Genomic DNA, 22,770 nt, shown 5'->3' with positions numbered 1-22,770 from the left:
TACTGTAAAACTGGAAGATTTTTAGGTGAGTTTGTCGTATTGGAATGACTAAAGCACCAGATCTTGTAAATTATTTGGCGCATATATTTACTGCTGGAGATTCTGATTTATGGCTTTATAAAATTAGTTTGAATGATTTGCTCGAAAAACATTTTGGACCTATCGACTATATTTCTTCTTCATTAGATTTTCAGCGCTTTACCAATTATTATAACGAAGAAATGGGTAAAAATATACGAATTGAATCAAGGTTGGTGAGTTTTAAATATCTAAGTTCTCCCGGTTTTTTGCCGGATGCGAAATTGATAACGAATGAAATTGAGAAAAACTTTTCGGTTGATGGTAAAAGAAAAGTGAATATAGACATCGGCTATCTTCACCACACTCAATTTGTTTTAGCGAGCACAAAACACTGGGGAAATAGGATTTATATTGGCAAAGGTATATATGCGGAAATTACCTTAATGTACAATTTTGGGCAATGGGAACCTCTCAAATACACTTACGCTAATTTTAAAGATCCTGAATATTTAAATGAGTTAGATATTATCAGAGATATTTATCTGAAGAAAAGAAAAAATTATATATCGTAATGTGCTTATTAATTTCTATAAATGGATGGTGAAAATATTGTTGTCACAAGGTGGTTGGCTGTCACTAATATATTTAGTTTTATTTCTGTTTTTGGCTCATTTTTCTCCTTTTATTATTGCAGCGTTGATTTTGGGTGTCTTTTTGTCTATGCTTATAGAAGCGCCACAAAATTTATTTTCAAAGGTTATGAATTCTAAATTATCTGCCGTTTTATCTCACATACTTGTCTTAGGGTTAGTCTTATACGCAGCTATCACATTTTTCCCCGTTGTTATTAATGAAGGCAGGCAACTATTTTCTATGCTTTCTTCTTTAACGATCCCTCAAGAAGAAGCACTGGCTCAACTACCTGAATGGTTGGTAACATTTATCAACGATTTGAACAAAAATCTTTCTGATTTTGCTTTAGGTTTGATGAACCAGCTTTTATCATCTATTCCAAATTTGATAACTTCGGCTATTGTTTTGGTGGTAACAACTACGGCAATAGGTTCTTTAAAAACAATAACGAAGAATAATTTATGGAAACTTTACCCCGTAAACGACAGAGAAAAAGGTTTGAAGTTTATAAAAGATACTTACTCACAGTTTGAAAGATTTGTACATGGTCAATTCTTGGCGGCTATAATAGTGGGAAGTTTCATTGGGTTAATGTCGTTCATCTTTCGTATACCGAGTGCGTTCTTTTTAGGCATCCTAGCTTGGATCACCGATTTTATACCGTATTTAGGAGTAGTTATTTCAGCAGTTCCTTTATTGATGTTAGCTTTCACAGAAAACGGGCTAATCGGTTTAATAATAGGTATAATAATTTTAACCGCTGCCAATCAGTTGGAAATGTGGTTCTTACATCCAAAAATTCAAAGTAATGCCCTCAATTTGCATTGGTTTGTAATAATAATATCTATACTTTTATTCGGTGAATTATTTAGCTTTTTAGGCATTCTTATCGCCCTTCCGACAGTTGTTTATTTTAGAAACTTTTGGGAATATTTTGTGTTAAAAATCAAGTGATTCAAATGAAAAAATTTTATCTTTTTTTAATAACCATTTTGTTGACAGTATTTAGTTTCTCATCTGCCAATCTGCTAACAGAAAATGATCCTGAATACTATTTTAAAAAGTTAGGGGAAGTCTATTTAAAATACCCTATTTATGGCGATTTAAAAAACACTCCAGAAAGTTTTGAAAATTACATCCACTTTTCAATGGATTTAAAATATGAAGATAGAATCATGGAAGGTTTTAATCTATCTGGAGGCAGGTATAGAAGTACAGAGATAAACGAAGTCTTATTCAGAGATTTTGTTTTAGAAAACGGGAATTTATTCAAATTTGGAATCAAAAACTATTATAGCGATTATTTTTATGCACAGTTCATTGCTGATTTCAGGTTAGGTGATACCTCTTATTTTACATACGAAAATTGCAGTGTTTTCAACCTTCCATCTTTGGTTTATATCTCCTTGGATTTTCCCACTTATTCTTATTTATCTTATAATAAAGAAGATCTTAGTTTTTTGGTGGGAAGGATCCCTCTTTCATATGGTCCTATGAAATACAATCTCGTCTTATCTGATAACTCTCCTTATTATGATACCTTGGCTATTTCTTATTCTTTTAATGATAAATTAGATTACGATTTCTCTGTTTTATCCATGGTGCCAATGCTTTCAAAAGAAGAGTATGCTACCATGGAAGACGAGTTTATTGCCTTTAGAAATGCTTTTTATAATGGTTTAAATTATAATCCAAATGAAAAACTTTATTTGGGAATAAGCTCATTGAATCAGGTGGCGGGAGAGCTACCTAATCTTGTAAATATGTTTATAATATCCGACGTGGGTGTATATGGTGGGTACATGAAGATTATCCCTTTTTGGGATATAAGTATAGATACTGAATATGCGTTTAATTATGACACAAATAGCAGTGGTTATGGTTTAGGACTTTCAAAGACCTTTGATTTTGAAGGTGCCAAATTTAGAATTGGTGTTGAAAGATACGAAATACAAGATAACTTTTTTTCAAGCGATTATCCATACGATAATTTATACTACAGAACCATCGTTTTATCTTCCGAACCTGGTGCCAGAATTTTTTTTGACTATCCTTTCGGTTTCAAGTATGGGGAAGATTCCAAAATTAATAGTGTTGATTTAACCTTAGCCTTAGAAAAAGGTTATTTCAATTACATCTGGGATTATGGAACGAACTCAAAAGGTATGATCGATAGCAATATTTTCAGTTTCTTATTCAATACAAAGATGGGAGATTTTGAGATGAAATGGAAATCTTTGAAAAATGGTGAGGAAGAATTTGAGACATTTTTAATATCTTATTTATTCGAGGTGAACTTTTTATTGCCATGAAAAAAGTCGAGTTGTTATCCCCCGCAGGGAACTACGAAAAATTGGAAACTGTGTATCACTATGGTGCCGATGCAGCATACATTGGTGGAAAAATCCTAAATTTAAGGGCATTTTCCAAGAATTTTGAAGATGAAGAATTGGAAAAGGCGGTAAAATTGGCCAGAAAATTACAAAAGAAACTCTTTGTAACTCTCAATGCAATACCCCACAATTCTGAATTGGAACTCTTACCTGATTGTATAAATTATTTGGAAAGATTAGAAGTGGACGGGGTAATAGTTGCGGATTTGGGTGTGTTTAATCTTGTGAAAAGAAACTCAAACTTACCTTTGATCGTAAGCACTCAGGCAAGTAACACCAATTGGGCTAGTGTTTCCATGTGGAGAGATTTAGGAGCGAAGAGGGTCATATTGGCAAGAGAACTTTCATTAAAAGAAATATCGGAAATCAGAGAAAAAGTCCCAGATATAGAAATTGAAGTATTCATACATGGAGCGATGTGTGTATCTGTTTCAGGCAGATGTCTATTAAGTAATTACTTAACGGGACGAGATGCCAACAGGGGGCAATGTACACAGCCCTGTAGATGGAAATACTATCTAATGGAAGAAAAAAGACCTGGGGAGTATTTTCCTGTGTTTGAAGATGAAAGAGGAACTTACATTATGAATTCTAAAGACCTTTGCACTATCGATTTTCTTGACAAAATAATTGAAACCGGCGTTGATAGTTTAAAGATAGAAGGAAGGATGAAAAGTAGTTATTATGCAGGAGTAACAACTAAAGTATACAGGCAAGCAATAGATAATTACTACAACAAAGAATACACTAAAGAACTTATCGATAGTTTAAAAAAAGAACTCGAAAGTGTTAGTCACAGAGAGTACACATCAGGTTTTTATTTTCATAAACCGGATGAAAACTCCCAAAATTATAAGACTTCGTCCTACATTAGAAATTACAAATTTGTGGGGAAAATTATAGAAAAGATATCTGAAGATCAATATGTTGTTGATGTCAGGAATAAGATAGAAAAGGGTGAAGAATTAGAGATTGTAACCAAAAAAGGTGAAAATACTAAAGTATTATTGGATCAAATAGTAAATCTTGAAGATGGTAGTTTAATAGATAGTGCTAATCCAAATCAAAAAATTATTTTGAAGGAGTATAATTTCCTGGACGTCGGTGATTTAATCCGAGTTCCTGACAAAGGAGGCAATAAACACATTGATTGAATTGATTGATCTTACAAAACGTTTTTCGGAAAATATGGTGGCGGTGGATTATGTAAACTTGGAAATAGAAGATGGGAAAATTTTCGGGTTTTTAGGGCCTAACGGTGCAGGAAAAACAACCACTATAAACATGATTACTGGTTTGTACAAACCAACTTCTGGAAGAATTATTTATGATGGGATAGATTTTCAAAAAGAACCAATAAGGATAAAAAAGTTGATAGGTTTTGTCCCCGATGAACCATTTCTTTTTGAAAAGATAACCGGAATATCTTACCTAAATTTTATAAGTGATGTGTTTGAGGTTCCGCTTGATGAACGCAAAAAAAGAGGGGAGTGGTTGATAAAAACCTTTAAGCTCGAAAGCTCTATTAGCAACCCTATTTCTACTTACTCCCATGGGATGAAACAGAAATTAGCTCTGATTGCTGCGTTGATTCACAACCCAAAGTTCTGGATTCTCGACGAACCAATTGTTGGGCTTGATCCTGAATCAGCTTTTATTCTGAAAAATCTTATGAAAAAACATGTGGAAGCAGGGAATATAGTATTTTTTTCCACACATATTATGGAAATTGCAGAAAAGGTTTGTGATGAAATAGCCATAATTGGTAAGGGAAGAATAATCTTTGAAGGTTCTATTAACGATCTAAGAAAGCTCAAAGGGGATAAAAGTTTGGAACAAATATTCTTAGAGGTGACAAATAGTGAAAGTGAAAAGATTGATTTCTCTTATCTTGATTAAATTAGATCAGCACTATGGAATTTCCAAAACTAAATACTCCATAAAAAGGAATAAAAGTGATTTAATTACTTTTATAGTCCTTTTTTGCGTCTTTGTACTAATGGTTGTTGCATATTCACCTCTATACCTTAACATGCTTAAAACTACTTTGGAGACTTACACAATCTTGAATATACAGTCATTATTTCTGGCAAACTTTTTTGTCTTAGCTGGCTTTTTTGGCTTTTTCTTAGGTGCTTTTCTGCTGATTGGAGAATTATTTATCAATAAAGATATGAAGCTTTTATTAACCTTACCTTTGAAACCTTATGAAGTTATTTTAGGGAAATTATCTGTGATTTTATCAGATCAAATGTTTATTTCATTGATATTATTGCTGCCTTCTTTGATTTATTTTGGGGTTTATACTAAACAAGGTTTTTTATATTATTTAATATTCATAATTGTTTTTCTTTTTTCGCAAGTATTTCCAATGACCTTGGTTTTATTGTATGCGTTGTTGACTTCAAAACTATTTAAAAAATCTAATAGGCGAGAGCTCCTCTTGTATTTATCAACAATTTTTCTTATGGTTATCTTTGGTTTATATTTGTTTTTATCAGGGTCAAATTTTTCAATAAATATGCAAAATAGCAACGAAATACCTAATATTTCTATCAATCCCGATAGCATCATTACTAAGTTAGCAAGGATTTATCCCCCTGCTTTTTTAGCCGTAAAATCTTTAACTAGTAGCATTTTTTTAAATTTAGCATGGCTTTTATTGTTCCTGGGCTTTCATTTATCCCTATTAATTTTAACGTTGTATGTTGGTGAAAAATTATATTATTCTAATTATTCTTCTCTGATAGAATCAAAGCCTTTACTTAGAAAATCTAAAACTCAAGGAACTTATAACTTCTTCACGAAAGAATCTACGGTAGACAAAGCTCTATTGAAAAGAGAGTGGCTGTATTTTTTGAAAACACCTTCATTTTCAGTCAATGGATTTAGTAATGTTTTGGCCTTTCCAATAATATTGATAGTCTTTGGTATTATATTCAATAATGTGGAATTAGGGTTAAGTAATGAAATAATAAGTACGATATTACAATACAAATTATTTATTGTTGGTTTTGTTGCAACTTTAGCCTCGTCTATAAATGGTCTTTCTTACTCATGTTTTTCAAGGGAAGGAGGGTTGATAAAAGAACTGAAAATACTACCTGTGAATGTGGATCAAATTTTAAGGGCCAAAATTAAACATATTGTACAAATAAGCTCATTAGGTTTTGTTTCTGGTTTAATTATTGGGACATTGCTTTTTAAACTAAATCTTTATGAATTTTGCGGAGCCATGATCTTAGCGATTATTTTTAATTTGTTTCTAAATATAATTCAAATGATTATTGATGCTTCAAAACCATACTTAAACTGGGATAATCCACAGAAGGCGATGAAACAAAATATAAATGGTTTGCTTGCTATATTGTTGGTTTTTGGAGTTGTAGGAATCGTAGGGTTCTTGATATATAAATTGGTTCCTCTGTTCGATCAATATATTATTTTAATCTCTCTAAACTTCATATTCTTGATTTTTAGCTTAATACTATGGAGATATTTAAAAAGAAAAACCGTTCAGCTTCTAAGTAGAGAATTATAATAGTAATTGTTTTTAAAAAAACTGCAAGAGGTGATGTATGTGAAGAAGTTTTTTGTTTTAATTTTACCGGTTATGTTTAGCTTTATGCTGGCTTTTTCAGAAAGTTATCAGTATTATATTTATCAAAACGATGCAGAGATTGGAAATATTATCGTGGAGTTTGATGTAGCTAATTGTTTGGGAAAAACTACCTCTATTTTAAATATAGGGGAAAACACCCTAAAATTTGTTTCAGAAACAAAATATGATGATTCTTGGACATTTCAAGAATATTCACTAGAGATTTTTGTTGACAATCAAAAGCAAGGAACTTTGGTAAGTACTTACAACGGGAAAAAGGTCACAAATCAATTCAACGGTATAAATTTAAAAAATTATAACGTAGAAAACGTAATTATTTTAGATAATAACTTCATTTTAGACCATATATTCGCCCTTTATTATAAAAATTTGCCCGAAGGTAAATATTCAGCATTTGTTCCTCAATTGTCTCTAAACCAGACAACCTGGAACAATGCAATTTTAGACGTGGAAATTGAGTATAAAGATCCTCAAAATTTGGTAATTTTGTTTTCGGGTTTAGCACAGAATGTAGCCTTTCAAGACGGTAAAATCACTAAGGTTGAGATACCTTCTCAATCAATTGAAGTAACAATGCACAAGAAAGAGCAAAAAGCGAAAAATTACGTTGAAAAAGAAATTATTTTTGACAGTTTCGATGGCTTTAAATTGGAAGGTTCTCTGATGATTCCAAAAGAAGTTGATAAAAATAAGAAGTCATTCGGTATTGTCTTGGTACATGGTTCAGGCCCACTTGACAGAAATGAAACTATTGGAACGCTTACACCTTTTTTGCACCTTTCAGAAGGCCTAGTTGAAGAAGGATATATAGTTTTAAAATATGACAAAAGAAATTTCACCATGGCAAAAAACGGACAAAATTTTTCAAAGGTTATGCCGGAGGCGTTTATCAAAGACGCACAAGCAGCTATAAGATACTTAAAAACCCTACCAGAAGTTGATAAAGAAAAAATAATCGTTATTGGTCACAGTCAAGGAGCTTCTTTCTTACCTTATATAATTGAAGGAGAAGAAGTATTTGCTGCTGTTACTCTTTCTCCAGCTTTGCTAGAGATTACAGATCAAATAGTTTACCAAGTAGAATATCAAATAAATTATTATAAAAAGCATAATACTGACAATTCATTAGATAGTGTTATAAAAAAGTTAGAAGACGTTTTAACAGAGGCAAAAAAAGTAAATGAAAGTATGAAAAAAGGAGAAATAGACCCAAACGAGCTATATTTAGATTATTATAGTGGAGAATTTTTAATTCGATGGAGTGAGCTTAGTCGAAGTATGGTAGAAAAGTTTGTGAATATGAATGTTCCGTTATTAATAATCAATGGCACACAAGATTTGAAGACGCCCTACGAGCTCTTAAAAGAATATGAAAAAGAATTGAAAAAGAAAAATGATTTAGAAATAGTTTACATAGAGAATATGGCTCATGAGCTTGTCAACTTCCAAACATTAAAATTTGAAGATAAAGTAGTCGATCAAATCGCACTTTGGTTGGAAAGCCAGGGACTTTGATCAAAACCCCATTATCGCTGTTACAACAAATACAATTATGAAAGAAATAAGAGTTGTCAGACTCACGAAACTGCTAGCGAGTTCGGAGTCATAGTTGTTTTTTACCGAATAAACGATCGCCATCATTGCACTTGGTAGCAATGGGGAAAGAAAAAGAGAAATTCTTTGCAGTTCTGTACTTACAGGGATTAGTAAAGTGAATAACGAAACTATAAGCCCCAATAAATACTTTGTGGTTACAGAAATCGTTAAGATCCTTCTGTGAGCTTTTAGAGATACTATATTGAAATAAAAACCTACTAAAAACATTATCAAAAAATTATTGGCATCTTTTATAACCATCATAGGTGAAAGTACGAATTCAGGTAAATTAACGCCGTTTAGGAGAAATGCTAAAATTAAAGCTATAAAAGGAGGAAATTCAAACAGATCTACAATGTGGAACTTGCCTCCTTTTCCTTCAGCAACAGACTTGCCAACTCCAAATACTATAAAACTGTTCCCTAAGTCGTAAAGTGCAAAGTAAGTTATGGATTCAATGCCCCATAACATTTCTGCCAAAGGGTACATGAAAAGGCCAATATTCAATCCACAAAAAGCTAATAGTATCACGGTACTTATTTTAACATCTTCGATTTTTAAAGTTCTTAATAAAAATTTTCCACCCCAAAAGATCAGCAACCCACCTAAAAAACCTATTAAAACAAAAAATAATTTAGATAAATCTATTTGAGACGAAGTTATACCTATAAATACAGTCATGGGAAGTGTAAAATTGATTATCAAAGTTGTTAAAATATCACCTGTGTTTTTAGGTAAAAATCTTTTAGATATGTTTCCTATGGTTGCTATTATTACGAAGTTTATAAGTGCTGTCAATGACTTACTCCCCTTTTATTGCTAAAAATATCTATTTTAGGAATTCTAACGGTAGTTCTATTCTCACAGTTTTTAAAGGATCAACCACTTGGCAAATTTGAAGATTTCCAATAGCGCTAAGCAAGAACATAGCTTTTTCTTTACTCAGTTTATATTCTTGGTTCAAAAAATGTACCATGTTTTTTGTGGCTGTAAGCGAAGCTTCATCTAAAGATGGTTTTGAAGCTAACGTATAAATGTTTTTTTCAGTTTTCACCATAGGCAATTTCCAATCTTTATCTTTTAATATATTGAATGAAATGAACACTTCAGCGGGGATTTCGACACCTGTTACGCAAACTTCCCCATCTCCCATAGCTGCATGTAGATCTCCTAAAGCAAATAAAGCTCCTTCAACATTCACAGGTAGATAGACGGTAGCTCCTTCTCCTATGATATTACAGTCCATGTTCCCACCATGCTCTCCAGGTGTACCACAAGGTATACTTCCTTCTTTAGGAGCGGTACCAATAACCCCTATCATAGGTTTTAAAGGGATTTCATAGTCATACAAAAAAGCTTTGTTTTCTTTTATTGGTACTATTTTGATAAAGCTTCGTTCAAAAGAATCCCCTAAGACTCCCATATCTTTGCCTGTTAACATTACGCCATACTCTCGAGTTATTTTTATATTTTCTATATTAACTTCTAAAATGTCTCCCTCTTTTGCCCCTTCAATGAAAAGAGGACCTGTAGCCGGATTAACCTTTTCCCAGTTTATTGAATCGAAAGGCTGGCTCTCGGATTTTATTTCGTCACTTAGAGCGTCTTTTGTCTCTATGCAGATTTTTTCTTTGGGTTTAACTTTAGCTATAGGAGTATTTGTTTTAGAAAAATTAAATATAGAGTTTTCTTTTTTAATTTTTATCAACATTAATCACCTCTTTTGGTTTTTTCTGTAAATAAAAGGAATACTTTTTGAAAATTTTGTTTTATCTTTATTTATAATTAAAAAGACTATAATATAATCAATGTATATTTTATCATACAAATTTTAATTATCTATAATTATAAAGTTTGATTTAAAAAAGGTCAAAGCAAATATTTTTTTAAGAGGAGAGGTCATAGTGGAAAATGGCGAAAAGGCAATAGAAGAATTATTGGATATGTATGAATCTGGCTCAGAGATGTATACAGGAGCAATAATGCGAATAGATCTGTCAAATGGTAAGATCGTATATTCAGAAAATCTAAAACAAATAACTGGTGTTGGGAAAAACGAACTTCCCAATAATCTAGATGAATTATTAGCTCTTATAAAAGAAGTAGATGTCCAAAAGATTACCGATAAAGTTTATAACAGTGAATACGAGGCTGAGTGGACGTTGAAAGTTTCTTTGAAAAGGAATAAAGAAGGTTTTAATACTTTTGATTTAATAGGAAAGAAAAAAAGAAAGTGTGATAAAGATGTTTTATATCTTTTGGTTCGTAATCCTGATCAAAATTTTGGATTGATGAGCCCAGATATATTTTTCCCAAAAGAGATGTTTGACAATTCACCTCAGGCTATAATTATAACTGATAAAAATAACAAAGTAGTAAGGGTAAACAAAGCTTTTTTAGAAATGACTGGCTATACTTTTGATGAGGTTGTGGGGCAAAATCCTCACTTTTGGGCTTCAAATATGCATGATAAAAATTTTTATGAGCGAATGTGGTACGAACTTAAATCAAAAGGGTTTTGGAGCGGTAGAATAATAGATAGGAAAAAGAATGGTGAAATCATATTCTTGTATTCAAATTTCTTTGAAATTAAAGGATACAACAACAAAGTAATAGGGTATATGGCTATAAATACGGATATTACTAACAGTGTTAAAAAAGAAGAAGAAATAACGAGAGTGCTGAAACATGATTCTTTAACAGGTTTACCAAACATGAAAGGTTTATCCGAAAGAATAGATGATGTTCTGCAAAAAAATACAGAAGAAAAGAAATTTGCAATTTTAATAGTGAAAGTTGATGAATTACATGAATTAATTGATTTTTATGGTTTGAAAACGATGAATCGAGTTATAAAAGAGGTAGCAAAGGAAATTACCGAAGTGGTTCGTAAACAATACTTTGCCTCAACAATCTCTAAAGATGAATTTGCTTTGTTTGGTTGTTTTGAAGGTATAGAAGAATTAGAAAATCTCGCGACCAACCTTTTAAATAAGTTATCAACACCCGTTCAAATATTTGGCGAAAGAATTTTTTTGAAAATAAAGATAGGTATAAGTAACTATCCAATAGATTCAACAAATCCTGAAGATTTAATAAATCAGGCGGAAATGGCTTTAAAAAATTCATTGAGACAATCTATCAATTTTTATTCACCCGAATTATCGAAAATTTTTGGGTTTGAAAAGAAAATGGAAGATGAGATAAATTTGGCATTAGAAAATAATGGACTATTGATGTACTTTCAGCCTCAAATAGACACAAAAGCGATGAATATAATAGGTGCTGAAGCTTTAATTAGGCTAAAAGAAGCCAATGGTTCCGTTTTGCCTCCAAACGTATTTTTAGGTATTGCTAAAAAGAATGCGTTCATGGATAGGATCGATCAATTTGTTTTAGAGGTAACAATAAAGAGTGCAAGGGTTATAAACGAATCATTAAATAAAAACATAAGGATTTTTTTCAACGTCTCAAAATCATTTTTTGAAAGAGAGGATTTTATATATAACATCGAAATTATGTTACATAAATATAATTTAAATCCCTTTTATTTAGGAATTGAGCTCACAGAAGATTTATTCATTGAAGATTTTTATTTGGCTCAGAAAAAAATAGAAGCTTTGAAAGAAATAGGATTAAAGATTGCCCTCGATGATTTTGGAACAGGATTTTCTTCTCTTTCCTATTTAAATAAATTGGATGTTGATAAGATAAAAATAGATAAAAGTTTTATTGATAATATTTTACATGACGAGATGTCCCAAAGATTAGTATCAAGTATTATTTCAATGTCTAAAAGCTTAGGATTTGAAGTTATTGCAGAAGGTGTAGAAAATAAAGAACAGTTATTATTTCTTCAAAAGGAAGGGTGCTACGAGGTACAAGGTTATTATTTTAGTAAGCCCTTACCCTTTGATCAGTTCAAACTTTTTCTGAAAAAACAAAAAATTATGATATAAACGGGAGAGAGAAATGACAACAACAATCGAAGAAAAAATAGATTCTATAAAAAAGGAAATGAAAGAGATAATAGGTAACAAACATTTGTATATAGCTTTTTCTGGAGGTATGGACAGTACTGTTGTAGCTCTACTTGCAAAAGATATTTTGCCTAAAAGTAAGATTACTTTGGTGAACGTTTGTTTTGGTGGTTATTCTTACTCAAAAGGATTAGAGGCTGTTTTAACTTTATCCAAACAGTTGGGTTTAAAATTGTTTTTTTCACGAGGCGAAGAAGAACAGGAAGAGATAATGTACCATGGACCAAATTGTAATCAATGTACAAGGATTGTAAAAATTGGAAAGGTAAAGCAGTTTTCTTATAAGGGGATAGTTGCTTCAGGTGCAAACTTATCTGATTCATGGGGTAATACTGGGATTAAGTTTTTTGACGGGATATACTCACCCCTTTTAAATTTGAACAAAGAAGAAATCCATGAGATTTTAGAGTACTATAATATAACGATTCCAAAAATTGGGGAGAATAAAATACGAGAGGGATGTAAGTACAAGCATTTATTAAAAATGTCTGTAAACAGAGATTATCATTCAAGAGCAGATATCATTGCCAACGAAGTGATTCACGATGTGCTTGATTTTTACGATGTTCAAAGAGAGATCGCAAACGTTAAAATTATCGGCCCTCTTTCGAAAAATATTGCTCTGATTAATGTTAAACCTTTACCCTCTAAAAAAATTTTAGAAGAGATAAAAAATCTCCTTCAGAATGAAGAAACAATAGATTTTGTTGATATAGTAGATGCTGCTTTAAAGCTCAAGATTTTGGTAAATCCAGGTATATATAACAACGAAGAGTCGAAATACTGGATATTAAATGGGAGATTGGCTCCGGAATTTGCTATGCCCATAACTGCTGAATGGATAAAAAGCTCAAACTACAAACTCTGGACTTTCGCTGTAGTAGATTATAATAAGCTCTAAAAAATCACAATTCTACCCCTTTGGATAGAATTGTGATTTTTTGATAATATTACAGATTATCATTATTGTAATAATCTGTAATTTTAAGAATCAAGTTATCTTTTTAACCTTTCAGGAATTTCTACCTCAGAGGTAGCCCATTCTCCGGTAAAAAGGCCTATTTTTGAATCCACTTTTTCATTTCCTACATAGCAAGCATCCATCTTGGCAGGGTAAAAAGATATATAATTTTCTATTCCCTCAAACCCTTTTTTAGGATTAGGATAATAGAAAGCTGCGTTCTCGGCGGTTTTACCGTTCACCTCAATATTAAAATAGTCTGCTACCCCTTTATACTCACAAGTGGTATGTCTTTCAGTTTTTTTCAGGTATTGCATCTTAATATCTTTTTTTGAAATATAATATACCGGCAAAAGATTTTTCTGTAGTATCCTTATGGCATCTGAAGATCTTGCAATTTCTACTTCATTAAATATTATTCTTACTTCTTTGTTGACTTTTTCAACTTTGGGGGGTAAGGGATAGTCTTTCACATTTTCTTTCTTCATGAATTTAAACCTCCTTTTAAAATCAAAATCTTGTTTTTGAAAAATCCCTTTATTTCTAAAGTATTCAAAATAGGATTATTTTAGTCTCAATTTAATTATACCACAATTTTGTATTTAAATATAGTAAATATAGTATAATGTTAAGGGAAAAAAGATTACTACTATAATTATTAATATTTGAGGGAGATAGTATGGTATATATAATCATTTCCGTTGTACTTTTGTTGATATTGTTCTATGTTTTTTACGGGGGAATAAAAACTGCTATATATGTACGTAGAATCGCTAATGAAAAAGATAAACCATCTGCTTTCACTCCTCCCAGCCCGAAAAAGGTTATAAGGGAACGTTTTAAAAGTTCTCTTTTTGAAACGGCTATTACTTGTTTAGAAAACAAGGTTGAAAAGGATTGTGCACTTGAAGCTATCATTGAAAAGTTACCACTCTTTTTAAAAGCCGATTCTTGGAGTTTCTTAATAACACCTTCTGATGATGTATGGAGATTTTTATTTTGGTCAAAGGATTTAGACTTTCTTCCTTTAGAGGAATTAGCCTTAGAAATACAAATTAATGGGGAACATATAAAAGAAGTAATTGATACAAAAAAAGTACTTTTCATAAAGGACACTAAAAAGAATAGCCTGTGGAATCAAAAACATAGCTTGTCTAAGTCCTGGTTGGGTATACCGATTATGGTAAAAAATGAAATAATAGGAGTTTTGAATGTTGATTGGTTCCAGCAAGTAAAGGTATCACCATTTGAAAAAGAATTAATAAATTACTTTTTAGAAGATGTAGATAGAGTTATAAAAACTGTTTTTTCTTTGAATGAACTGTTTTTAAGTTCAGATTTAGATATATTAACCCAGGCATACAATAGGAAAGCCCTTGAAAAATATATTTCTCAACATAAATCTGATAGTTCAAAAAAGGCGGTTATTTTTCTGGACTATGACAATTTTAAAAAGATTAACGATAATTTTGGTCACACCGTAGGGGATCAAGCTTTAAAAGTTCTTACAAAGAGAATTCAAAATTCTATTAAATCTGATGATTTAATCTTTAGGTACGGAGGAGACGAATTTGTTATAATAATAAATGAAATAACTGAGAACAATAGTATTGATATAATTATACAAAGGATCAAATCAACAGTTAAAACTCCAATAACGTTCAACGATATATTGATAATATCTTCTATAAGTATAGGTTATTGTCTTGTTCCTAAAGAAGCTCCTGATATTGAGAAAGCCATTGAAATAGCTGATAAAAAAATGTATTTGGAAAAAGAAATATAACACAAAGGGGGCATTACTAATGGGTATATGGCTGATCGTTTTGTTGGTTTTATCTGTTATTTTTATAATTTTTGCAACGGCAAGATTAACGCTACACCCTTTCTTAGTTTTGCTGTTCACTGCTGTTTTGTTCGGTATTTTTTCTGGAATGAGTTTGACAGAAATAGTTGATTCAATTACCGGTGGTTTTGGAGGAACGCTTGGAAGTATAGGCATAGTGATCGCTGCTGGTACGATAATCGGTACTTTCCTTGAAAAGTCTGGTGGTGCTTTTAAGATGGCGGAAGCTACTTTAAAATTAACTGGGGAAAAAAGAGTTCCGTTGGCTATGGCTATAATAGGTTATATAGTTTCCATCCCTGTTTTTTGTGACTCTGGATTTGTAATCCTTTCTCCTTTGAATAGAGCTGTTACGAAGAGGGCAAAGTTCTCCCTTGCAGCAACGGGTCTTGCCCTAAGTCTTGGATTATATGCAACCCATACAATGGTTCCCCCTACCCCAGGACCCATAGCTGCTGCTGGTATCTTAGGTGCAGATTTGGGGATGGTTATATTGATTGGGTTGATAGTTTCTGTTCCCGCTATGCTCATAGGTGTACTATACGCCAATATCATGGGCAAAAGAATATATATTGAGCCAGAACCAGAATTAAGTGATGCCGATATAGTTGAAAGAACTAAGAAAGCTCCTTCGACTTTTAATTCTTTCATGCCCATAGTTGTTCCTATCATATTGATTCTGTTAAAATCAATTTCTGATTTTCCAACCAGACCTTTTGGGGACGGAGCTATTAGAAGCTTTTTTGGTTTTGTTGGTAATCCGGTTATCGCCCTTTTAATTGGAGTTTTAATAGCTTTCACTTTACCCAAAAAATTGGATAAAAAGATGCTTTCTTCAAGTGGTTGGGTAGGCGAAGGATTGTTGAATGCTGCATCTATTATTTTGATAACAGGAGCTGGTGGCGCATTTGGGAAAGTTTTACAAAACTCAGGAATTGCAGATGTATTAGGAGAAGGTTTAGCAACAGCTAATTTGGGTATTTGGCTACCTTTTATCGTAGCTGCAGTAATTAAATCAGCCCAAGGATCTTCAACTGTTGCTATAATAACTACTGCATCATTAATGGCTCCATTGATGAGCTCTCTAGGTTTAACTACACCTGCTGCAATAGCGTTGTCCGTGGTTGCCATTGGAGCTGGATCTATGGTGGTATCTCATGCTAACGATAGTTATTTCTGGGTTGTTTCACAATTTTCGAGAATGAGTGTCAATCAGGCTTATAAACTTCAAACGTTGGGAACTTTAGTGGAAGGAGTCACAGCGGCAATTATTATATGGATTATAAGTTTAATAATTTTGTAAGGAGTTGATCCGTTGAAAAATTTACGTGAAGATGCCTTTAAAATAATAAAAAGTTCAATAGATTTTGTTTTACCAGAAAAAGCTGTTCAACAAGAGCTTGAGATGATAGATTTACAAGATAATATTCACATAGTTGCTATAGGAAAAGCTGCTTGGAGGATGGCTAAAGCAGCAAAAGATTTTTTAAAGGATAAGGTAAAAGATGGAATAGTTATAACAAAGTATGGTCATTCTCAAGGTACAATAGAAAGCCTACAAATATATGAAGCGGGGCACCCTATACCAGATGAAAATACTATAAAATCTACAAAGAAAGCTATAGAATTGGTACAAAATTTAGGCGAAGGCGATGTTGTATTATTCCTTGTTTCTGGAGGAGGATCAGCCCTTTTTGAGCTTCCCGTCGAGGATGTCACTTTAGAAGACATAAAAAATGTAACAGACATGTTGTTAAAATCTGGAGCAAATATAGTGGAAATAAATACAGTTCGCAAACATCTCTCTCGAGTTAAGGGAGGGAATTTTGCAAAGTTAGTTGAACCTGCCAAAATATATTCTCTTGTTCTATCTGATGTGTTAGGGGATAGATTGGATAGTATAGCATCTGGTCCTGCATACCCTGATTCTACCACTACCGAAGATGTGGAAAAAATAATAAAAAAATATGACTTACAACTTTCAGAAAAGATCTTACGAGCTCTGAAAAATGAGACTCCAAAACATCTAGATAACGTTGAAACAAGGATTATTGGTAGTGTAACTAAGGTTTGTGAAAGTGCTGCCAAAATTGCTCAACATTTGGGATATAATACTATGATTTTAACCACCACCCTTGATTGTGAATCAAAAGAAGCAGGCTCATTTTTAGCTGCCATAGTTAGGGAGGAAAAAGAAAGAGAAGAACCGTTAAACATTCCTTGTGCAATAATTTTAGGAGGAGAAACGGTAGTTCATGTTAGAGGAAATGGTAAAGGAGGAAGGAATCAAGAACTGGTTTTATCCGCAGCTCGAGGTATTAAAGGATATCAAGAAGTTTTGATCGCTTCGGTAGGAACAGATGGAACAGATGGTCCAACTGATGCGGCCGGTGGAATAGTTGATGGAGAAACGGTCAACAGATTACAAGAGAAAGGAATAGATGTTGAAAATGCATTGAATAACAACGACTCATATCATGCCCTACAAAGTGTTGACGGTCTAGTTATAACAGGTCCTACCGGCACAAATGTAAATGATTTAACTTTTATACTCTGTAATTGAATAGTCAATGTCTCAATTTCTTAATAAACTCGTACGTTAATCTGGCGGTGATGCCCCAAACAATTCTATCTTCGTAAACATAAAAGTAAACAGGATATTTACCAACTCTCCAGTTATAATCTTTTCCATTAGGGATAAGATCATAAGGGAACCCTTCATCTGTTTCGTTTGTAAGATAAGTGTTATGCACTAAAGGTTCATGAGATAACAAGTATTCTAAAGGTACGGTGAATAATTCTTCCACTTCTTCATTAGGTTTTATTGTGTTAACGTTTGTATTCAAAAAACCCACATACGAATATATTAAATAATTAAAGGGAGTAAGGAGATAATCTCCTGCTCCCAATATTTCTATGTTATCTGGTTGCAAATTCAATTCTTCACAACTTTCTCTAATTGCTGCATTTTTTGGAGTTTCGTTGGCCTCAATTTCTCCTCCAGGGAAAGAAACTTCACCAGGTTGTCTCTCTAAAGTCTTTGATCTTAATTCGTATAAAAGATGTAAAGAGTTGTCTTTTTGTATCAAAGAAATCAACACAGAAAAACATTTTTCTACTCCTATAGGTTTTGGAGAATAATCTTTAAAAATTTCTTTAATTTTATCTAGATTCACATAATCACCTTATTTACCAAAATCTCTCAGAAAGTAATTTGGCAATAGCTTCCAAAAATGATCGATCGTCTTGATCAAAAGGGGCTTTTTCGTGACTATCAATATCTATTTCACCAACAATATTTCCTTTTTTATCAAATATGGGAACAACGATTTCCGCCTGTGTTTTTGGGCTGCATGAAAGATAGTTCTCTTCTTTGCTAACATCATCAACAACGAAGGTTGCTTTTGTGCTTGCCGCCTGTCCGCAGATTCCTTGTCCAAACTTTATTTTTGTGTGTTCTGTTGGCTCTCCAACAAAAGGTCCTAATACAAGCGAATTGTCTTCTCTCTCATCGACTAGATAAAAACCTACCCAATTATAATAAGGTATCCTTTCAGATAACAATTGAGAAATTAATGTTAAAATACTCTGCTTATCGTTATAATTTTTGTCACTGATAATCGTTTTTACCTTATCGTATAAAATCCAAAAGTCAGCTTTTTTCTTATTGGGTGTTGTAGAATTGATGAATTTCATTATTGCTTCTTCTATTAAGGTTTTTGGATCGATCTTATCCCTGTTGAAATAAAAATAAAGTATATCTACACCAATTATTGTTCCTTTAAATGATTCTAAAAATTCGTAAGGGCTATCACCCGTGAATACAGTTAAATAAACCGCATAATCTCCCCTGTCAAGTTGAAACTTTTCAGAGGATTTTGTCAGATCCTTGATAATATCGGCTTTTAAATCTTTTATAATTTCTTGCTTGTACCAAAAAGCCTTGTCAAGTTCCCTTCTTCCAATTTTTTTAAACTTTTCAACAATCTCATCATCTTTGATACCTTTTTTTTCTTGATAAAGATTTACAAAATTTAAAGTTCTCTTGTAATCTTGCCAAAATAAATCCCACTTTTCTTTTGGATAAGTCAATATTTCAAAAAAATAATCAGTAAAATCTCTAAAAACGCTTCTCATTAATACAAAGTGCCTCCTTATGATTTTCCGATAATTATTTAAATTATATCAAAATTGACTCATAAAATAAAAAACCACCTTTTCTGAAGAAACGGGTTTCCGCCTCTTAAGGAAAGGTGGATGGTGCCGAGGGCGGGACTTGAACCCGCACGGACTAAAAGCCCATAAGATCCTGAATCTTACGCGTCTACCAATTCCGCCACCTCGGCTTATTAACTGCTATTTGTTTAAATTATACCACTACAAAGGAATTTTGTGAATACCTTTCGGGATATTTAATAATGTAACTTAGCATAATTATATATTAACTAAATAAATGTTTGCACGTTACTTTTTGTGTATTAAATATTCAATTGTAAATTTATAATTCTTAAATTTGGGATTCTCTAAAAACCAAATATTTTAGAAATAAAATTGTTTTCAAAAATTAGATTTAGATTTTTAAAGGGTTACAGGACGGAGCTCACTCTAATAACTGTGGGTGGCCCTGCGGGGAGAAGGGGTAGAATCTTCTGCTCTTCCTTATGGGCGGGGAGCGGGGTGAAAGGGCGCTATATATAAAGTTTTAGAGTTTCTAAAGGCAACATAATCCAAAAAACTTAGGGAGGTTGGATAAATTGGAATTAACGCAACTCATAAGAGAAGCGGCAAAAACTCTTGAAACACCTTTTTTAGTGTTAGATACTAATTATGTAAAGGAAAATTATTACAAGCTCAAAAATTCAATCAACGATGTCGAAATTTTTTATGCGGTAAAAGCCAATTCTCATCCTAGTATACTTGAAACATTAAGAGATTTAGGAGCTTCTTTTGATGTTGCATCAAGAGGGGAAATAGAAAAATTAATGAAGTTGGGAATTTCTACAGATAAAATGAGTTTTGGAAATACTATAAAGAAAGAAAAAGATATAAAATTTGCATGGGATAATAATGTAGAATATTTTGCGGTAGATTCGGAGATGGAAGTTGAAAAGATTGCAAGAAACGCCCCGGGTGCAAAAGTATATGGAAGATTGTCAATGAGTTCCAACGATTCAGATTGGCCACTTTCGGGTAAATTTGGCACGGACGTAGATCATCTAATAGAAATCCTAAAATATGCAAAAAGAAAAGGTTTAATACCATATGGGGTGTCTTTCCACGTAGGCTCGCAATCATATAACAAATACAAGTGGAAGGAAGCAATTTTGAATGCCAGTGAGGTTTTTGAAAAACTTCACAAGCAAAAGATTGATTTAAAAATGCTGAATTTAGGCGGTGGTATTCCAGTAGAACATACAAAACCAGTGCCGGACGTAGAAGAAATTGGAGAAATAATAAATGAATCGATCAAAGAGTATCTTGGATGGGTGAAAGGGTTAAGAGTTTTATCTGAGCCGGGAAGGTCTATGGTTGGTAATGCAGGGATAATTGCCTCAAGAGTTCTTTTAAGGAGTAGAAAGGGTACACAAAACTGGGTGTTTTTAGATACCGGTGTTTTTCACGGTTTAATGGAAACCATTGAAAATTTCAGGTACGAAGTGCTGGTGGAAGGCAAAGAGTATTCCGAAACAACAACTATGACCTTAGCTGGTCCTACCTGCGACAGTGTAGATACTATCTATGATGAAATTGAATTGCCAATTAATATTGATTATAACGATATAGTATATTTTATAAATACTGGTGCTTACACCAATGAATATGCGACATCCTTTAACGGTATAGAACCACTTAAAGTATACACAGTCGAAGATTTAGAAGCTTTGTTGAAAGACAATATTGTATTTATGGAAGAAATACAAAGCTAATTGCGTAAATTTATTATAATAATATGATTATAAATAGATGCTGAAACGGCATCTATTTTTTAAAAATTAAATCCGATAAAATTAATCTAATTTAAATTAGTGCTTAATATACATTAGTTATAATACTATAGTGAAAGAAATTTCATAGTATAAAAATTTTTAAAGTTCCATCAGTGAAGTACTTTTGAAATAAAACGATTTTCAAAAATAAGATTTTTGATTTTAAGATGAGGAGGTGTTTAGGAATGAAATATTTATCTAATTTTATAAACAGAAGACTAAATCATTCACTAGAAGGCGAAACAATCGATGCTAGTAAGTTGGTAGATGATATGAAAAATGAAGTTTTGATCGAGGAGTCACTATTAGGCTATAATATTCATTGAAATTACTATAAATATCAAACCAAAATTAACTTAAGTGAGGCCTGGGTTTAAAGGCCTCGCTTGTTTAAATACAAGATCAATGTTTTCGAATAAAGGATTCAGACAAAATTATCAATTCACAATAATTTTCAAATAAGTTCATAAAAAAGAAATTGACAAAAGGTAGAGTGATGTGATAATATATACAACGCTGAAGGATGAAAGAGTTAATGAAGTTTGCGTTTTTATGCAAACGAAGTTCTTTTAAAAAAGAAGGAATTTGAATTTGTGGAGTTTGAGGGGTTCACCCCTCAATGCATGTTGGTCTTTGAAAAGTAGATAGAGGAGACTGAAGAGTTTAGGATGAAGGGTTTGATCCTGGCTCAGGGTAAACGCTGGCGGCGTGCGTAACACATGCAAGTCGGACGGGTTATACATCTTCGGATGTATAATCAGTGGCGAACGGGTGAGTAAAAGGTAGGGACCTACCCCGAGGACAGAGATAGCTACTGGAAACGGTAGGTAAACTCTGATAAGCCCGAGAGGGGAAAGTGGGAGTCAGCCTTGGGATGGACCTACTATCCATCAGGTAGTTGGTGAGGTAAAGGCTTACCAAGCCGATGACGGATAACCGGTGTGAGAGCATGGACGGTCACAAGGGCACTGAGACACGGGCCCTACTCCTACGGGAGGCAGCAGTGGGGAATATTGGACAATGGGCGAAAGCCTGATCCAGCGACGCCGCGTGAAGGAAGAAGTCCTTCGGGATGTAAACTTCTGAACTAATCGAATAAGAGGGTAGTGGACACACTACAGAAGAAGGTAGATTAGGAAAAGTCCCGGCTAACTACGTGCCAGCAGCCGCGGTAAGACGTAGGGGGCGAGCGTTGCCCGGAATCACTGGGTGTAAAGGGGACGTAGGCGGATGATCAAGTCATCTGTGAAAAGATTGCTCAACGATTGGCTTGCGGATGAAACTGGTCATCTTGGGCGTAGCAGAGGTAGACGGAATTACCTGAGTAGGGGTGAAATCCGCAGATACAGGTAAGAAGGCCGGTGAAGAAGTTGGTCTACTGGGCTACAGCTGACGCTGAGGTCCGAAAGCCAGGGGAGCGAACCGGATTAGATACCCGGGTAGTCCTGGCTGTAAACGATGCTCACTAGGTGTAGGGAGCGAAAGACTCTCTGTGCTGAAGCGAACGCGCTAAGTGAGCCACCTGGGGAGTACGTCCGCAAGGATGAAACTCAAAGGAATTGACGGGGGTCCGCACAAGCGGTGGAGCATGTGGTTTAATTCGAAGCTAACCGAAGAACCTTACCAGGGATTGACATGTAACTGAAGGTAGAGAAATCTACTGGCCTGCCG

Annotated in this window: 18 protein-coding genes, 1 tRNA gene and 1 rRNA gene; 14 read left to right on the top strand and 6 right to left on the bottom strand. The window is 33.3% G+C overall.

Annotated features, from left to right (window positions below):
- Positions 1 to 38: 38 nt before the first annotated feature.
- Genes AA81_RS03800 through AA81_RS03770 form a run of 7 tightly spaced genes read left to right on the top strand, consistent with a single transcriptional unit; the run spans position 39 to position 8,184 of the window.
- Positions 39 to 593 carry a DUF4416 family protein gene (locus tag AA81_RS03800; protein ID WP_103898256.1) on the top strand — a complete coding sequence of 185 codons (555 nt, stop codon included), beginning with the start codon at positions 39 to 41 and terminating at the stop codon, positions 591 to 593.
- A 37-nt stretch (positions 594 to 630) separates the two neighbouring features.
- A complete protein-coding gene (locus AA81_RS03795; protein ID WP_245863429.1) occupies positions 631 to 1,608 on the top strand; it encodes an AI-2E family transporter in 978 nt (325 codons plus the stop codon).
- Positions 1,609 to 1,613: 5 nt separating this feature from the next.
- The gene (locus AA81_RS03790; protein WP_103898255.1) at positions 1,614 to 2,966 is read left to right on the top strand and encodes a hypothetical protein; all 1,353 of its coding nucleotides are present in this window, start codon (positions 1,614 to 1,616) and stop codon (positions 2,964 to 2,966) included.
- Positions 2,963 to 4,201, top strand: a complete 1,239-nt coding sequence (locus AA81_RS03785) for a peptidase U32 family protein (RefSeq protein WP_103898254.1) — start codon at positions 2,963 to 2,965, stop codon at positions 4,199 to 4,201. Before AA81_RS03790 ends, AA81_RS03785 begins: the two co-directional genes overlap by 4 nt.
- Positions 4,194 to 4,946, top strand: a complete 753-nt coding sequence (locus AA81_RS03780; protein WP_103898253.1) for an ABC transporter ATP-binding protein — start codon at positions 4,194 to 4,196, stop codon at positions 4,944 to 4,946. Before AA81_RS03785 ends, AA81_RS03780 begins: the two co-directional genes overlap by 8 nt.
- Entirely contained in the window at positions 4,909 to 6,588 is a 1,680-nt protein-coding gene (locus AA81_RS03775) for a putative ABC transporter permease subunit (RefSeq protein ID WP_103898252.1), read from the top strand. The genes AA81_RS03780 and AA81_RS03775 overlap by 38 nt, the downstream gene beginning before the upstream one ends.
- A 39-nt stretch (positions 6,589 to 6,627) precedes the next feature.
- Positions 6,628 to 8,184: an alpha/beta hydrolase family protein gene (locus tag AA81_RS03770; RefSeq protein ID WP_012208379.1), complete on the top strand. Its 1,557-nt coding sequence runs from the start codon at positions 6,628 to 6,630 to the stop codon at positions 8,182 to 8,184.
- On the opposite strand, the gene AA81_RS03765 is transcribed toward AA81_RS03770, so the two are convergent.
- Together AA81_RS03765 and AA81_RS03760 are read right to left on the bottom strand one after the other, a co-directional pair.
- Complete coding sequence (locus tag AA81_RS03765) at positions 8,185 to 9,063, bottom strand: AEC family transporter (protein ID WP_103898251.1); 879 nt, start codon at positions 9,061 to 9,063, stop codon at positions 8,185 to 8,187.
- 31 nt (positions 9,064 to 9,094) lie between these two features.
- Positions 9,095 to 9,973: an acetamidase/formamidase family protein gene (locus AA81_RS03760; RefSeq protein ID WP_342750117.1), complete on the bottom strand. Its 879-nt coding sequence runs from the start codon at positions 9,971 to 9,973 to the stop codon at positions 9,095 to 9,097.
- 196 nt (positions 9,974 to 10,169) lie between these two features.
- Between AA81_RS03760 and AA81_RS03755 the strand changes: the two genes are divergently transcribed.
- A complete protein-coding gene (locus tag AA81_RS03755; RefSeq protein WP_103898250.1) occupies positions 10,170 to 12,224 on the top strand; it encodes a GGDEF domain-containing phosphodiesterase in 2,055 nt (684 codons plus the stop codon).
- 13 nt (positions 12,225 to 12,237) lie between these two features.
- Entirely contained in the window at positions 12,238 to 13,206 is a 969-nt protein-coding gene (locus AA81_RS03750; RefSeq protein ID WP_103898249.1) for an adenine nucleotide alpha-hydrolase family protein, read from the top strand.
- 95 nt (positions 13,207 to 13,301) lie between these two features.
- On the opposite strand, the gene AA81_RS03745 is transcribed toward AA81_RS03750, so the two are convergent.
- Entirely contained in the window at positions 13,302 to 13,754 is a 453-nt protein-coding gene (locus AA81_RS03745; protein ID WP_103898248.1) for a DUF427 domain-containing protein, read from the bottom strand.
- Positions 13,755 to 13,945: 191 nt separating this feature from the next.
- Here AA81_RS03745 and AA81_RS03740 point away from each other — a divergent pair, with 191 nt between their 5' ends.
- The 3 genes from AA81_RS03740 to AA81_RS03730 are packed head-to-tail and all read left to right on the top strand — an operon-like array spanning position 13,946 to position 17,675.
- Entirely contained in the window at positions 13,946 to 15,052 is a 1,107-nt protein-coding gene (locus AA81_RS03740; protein WP_103898247.1) for a sensor domain-containing diguanylate cyclase, read from the top strand.
- Positions 15,053 to 15,071: 19 nt separating this feature from the next.
- Complete coding sequence (locus tag AA81_RS03735; RefSeq protein WP_103898246.1) at positions 15,072 to 16,415, top strand: GntP family permease; 1,344 nt, start codon at positions 15,072 to 15,074, stop codon at positions 16,413 to 16,415.
- Positions 16,416 to 16,427: 12 nt separating this feature from the next.
- Positions 16,428 to 17,675: a glycerate kinase type-2 family protein gene (locus AA81_RS03730; RefSeq protein ID WP_103898245.1), complete on the top strand. Its 1,248-nt coding sequence runs from the start codon at positions 16,428 to 16,430 to the stop codon at positions 17,673 to 17,675.
- Positions 17,676 to 17,679: 4 nt separating this feature from the next.
- Here AA81_RS03730 and AA81_RS03725 read toward each other — a convergent pair whose 3' ends face one another.
- From AA81_RS03725 to AA81_RS03715, 3 genes are all read right to left on the bottom strand, one after another.
- Positions 17,680 to 18,288 carry an NUDIX hydrolase gene (locus AA81_RS03725; protein WP_103079205.1) on the bottom strand — a complete coding sequence of 203 codons (609 nt, stop codon included), beginning with the start codon at positions 18,286 to 18,288 and terminating at the stop codon, positions 17,680 to 17,682.
- Positions 18,289 to 18,301: 13 nt separating this feature from the next.
- Entirely contained in the window at positions 18,302 to 19,249 is a 948-nt protein-coding gene (locus tag AA81_RS14395; protein ID WP_103898244.1) for a GAF domain-containing protein, read from the bottom strand.
- Between the two features lie 121 nt (positions 19,250 to 19,370).
- A tRNA-Leu gene (locus tag AA81_RS03715) sits at positions 19,371 to 19,458 on the bottom strand.
- Positions 19,459 to 19,866: 408 nt separating this feature from the next.
- Between AA81_RS03715 and AA81_RS03710 the strand changes: the two genes are divergently transcribed.
- Together AA81_RS03710 and AA81_RS03705 are read left to right on the top strand one after the other, a co-directional pair.
- On the top strand, positions 19,867 to 21,039 hold the full coding sequence (locus AA81_RS03710) for a type III PLP-dependent enzyme (RefSeq protein ID WP_103079203.1): 1,173 nt from the start codon (positions 19,867 to 19,869) through the stop codon (positions 21,037 to 21,039).
- A gap of 725 nt (positions 21,040 to 21,764) precedes the next feature.
- A 16S ribosomal RNA gene (locus tag AA81_RS03705) occupies positions 21,765 to 22,770 on the top strand; the annotation flags it as partial.

This window comes from Petrotoga halophila DSM 16923, from assembly GCF_002924615.1.
Note: the sequence above shows the minus strand (reverse complement) of the source record. Positions and strands in the feature narration are given on the sequence as shown.

What these genes read in the sequence shown, in the direction of transcription:
- AA81_RS03790 (WP_103898255.1), top strand. Translation starts at nt 1,614, where the DNA reads ATGAAAAAATTTTATCTTTTTTTAATAACCATTTTGTTGACAGTATTT.
- AA81_RS03785 (WP_103898254.1), top strand. Translation starts at nt 2,963, where the DNA reads ATGAAAAAAGTCGAGTTGTTATCCCCCGCAGGGAACTACGAAAAATTG.
- AA81_RS03750 (WP_103898249.1), top strand. Translation starts at nt 12,238, where the DNA reads ATGACAACAACAATCGAAGAAAAAATAGATTCTATAAAAAAGGAAATG.
- AA81_RS03745 (WP_103898248.1), bottom strand. Translation starts at nt 13,754, where the DNA reads ATGAAGAAAGAAAATGTGAAAGACTATCCCTTACCCCCCAAAGTTGAA.
- AA81_RS03740 (WP_103898247.1), top strand. Translation starts at nt 13,946, where the DNA reads ATGGTATATATAATCATTTCCGTTGTACTTTTGTTGATATTGTTCTAT.
- AA81_RS03735 (WP_103898246.1), top strand. Translation starts at nt 15,072, where the DNA reads ATGGGTATATGGCTGATCGTTTTGTTGGTTTTATCTGTTATTTTTATA.
- AA81_RS14395 (WP_103898244.1), bottom strand. Translation starts at nt 19,249, where the DNA reads ATGAGAAGCGTTTTTAGAGATTTTACTGATTATTTTTTTGAAATATTG.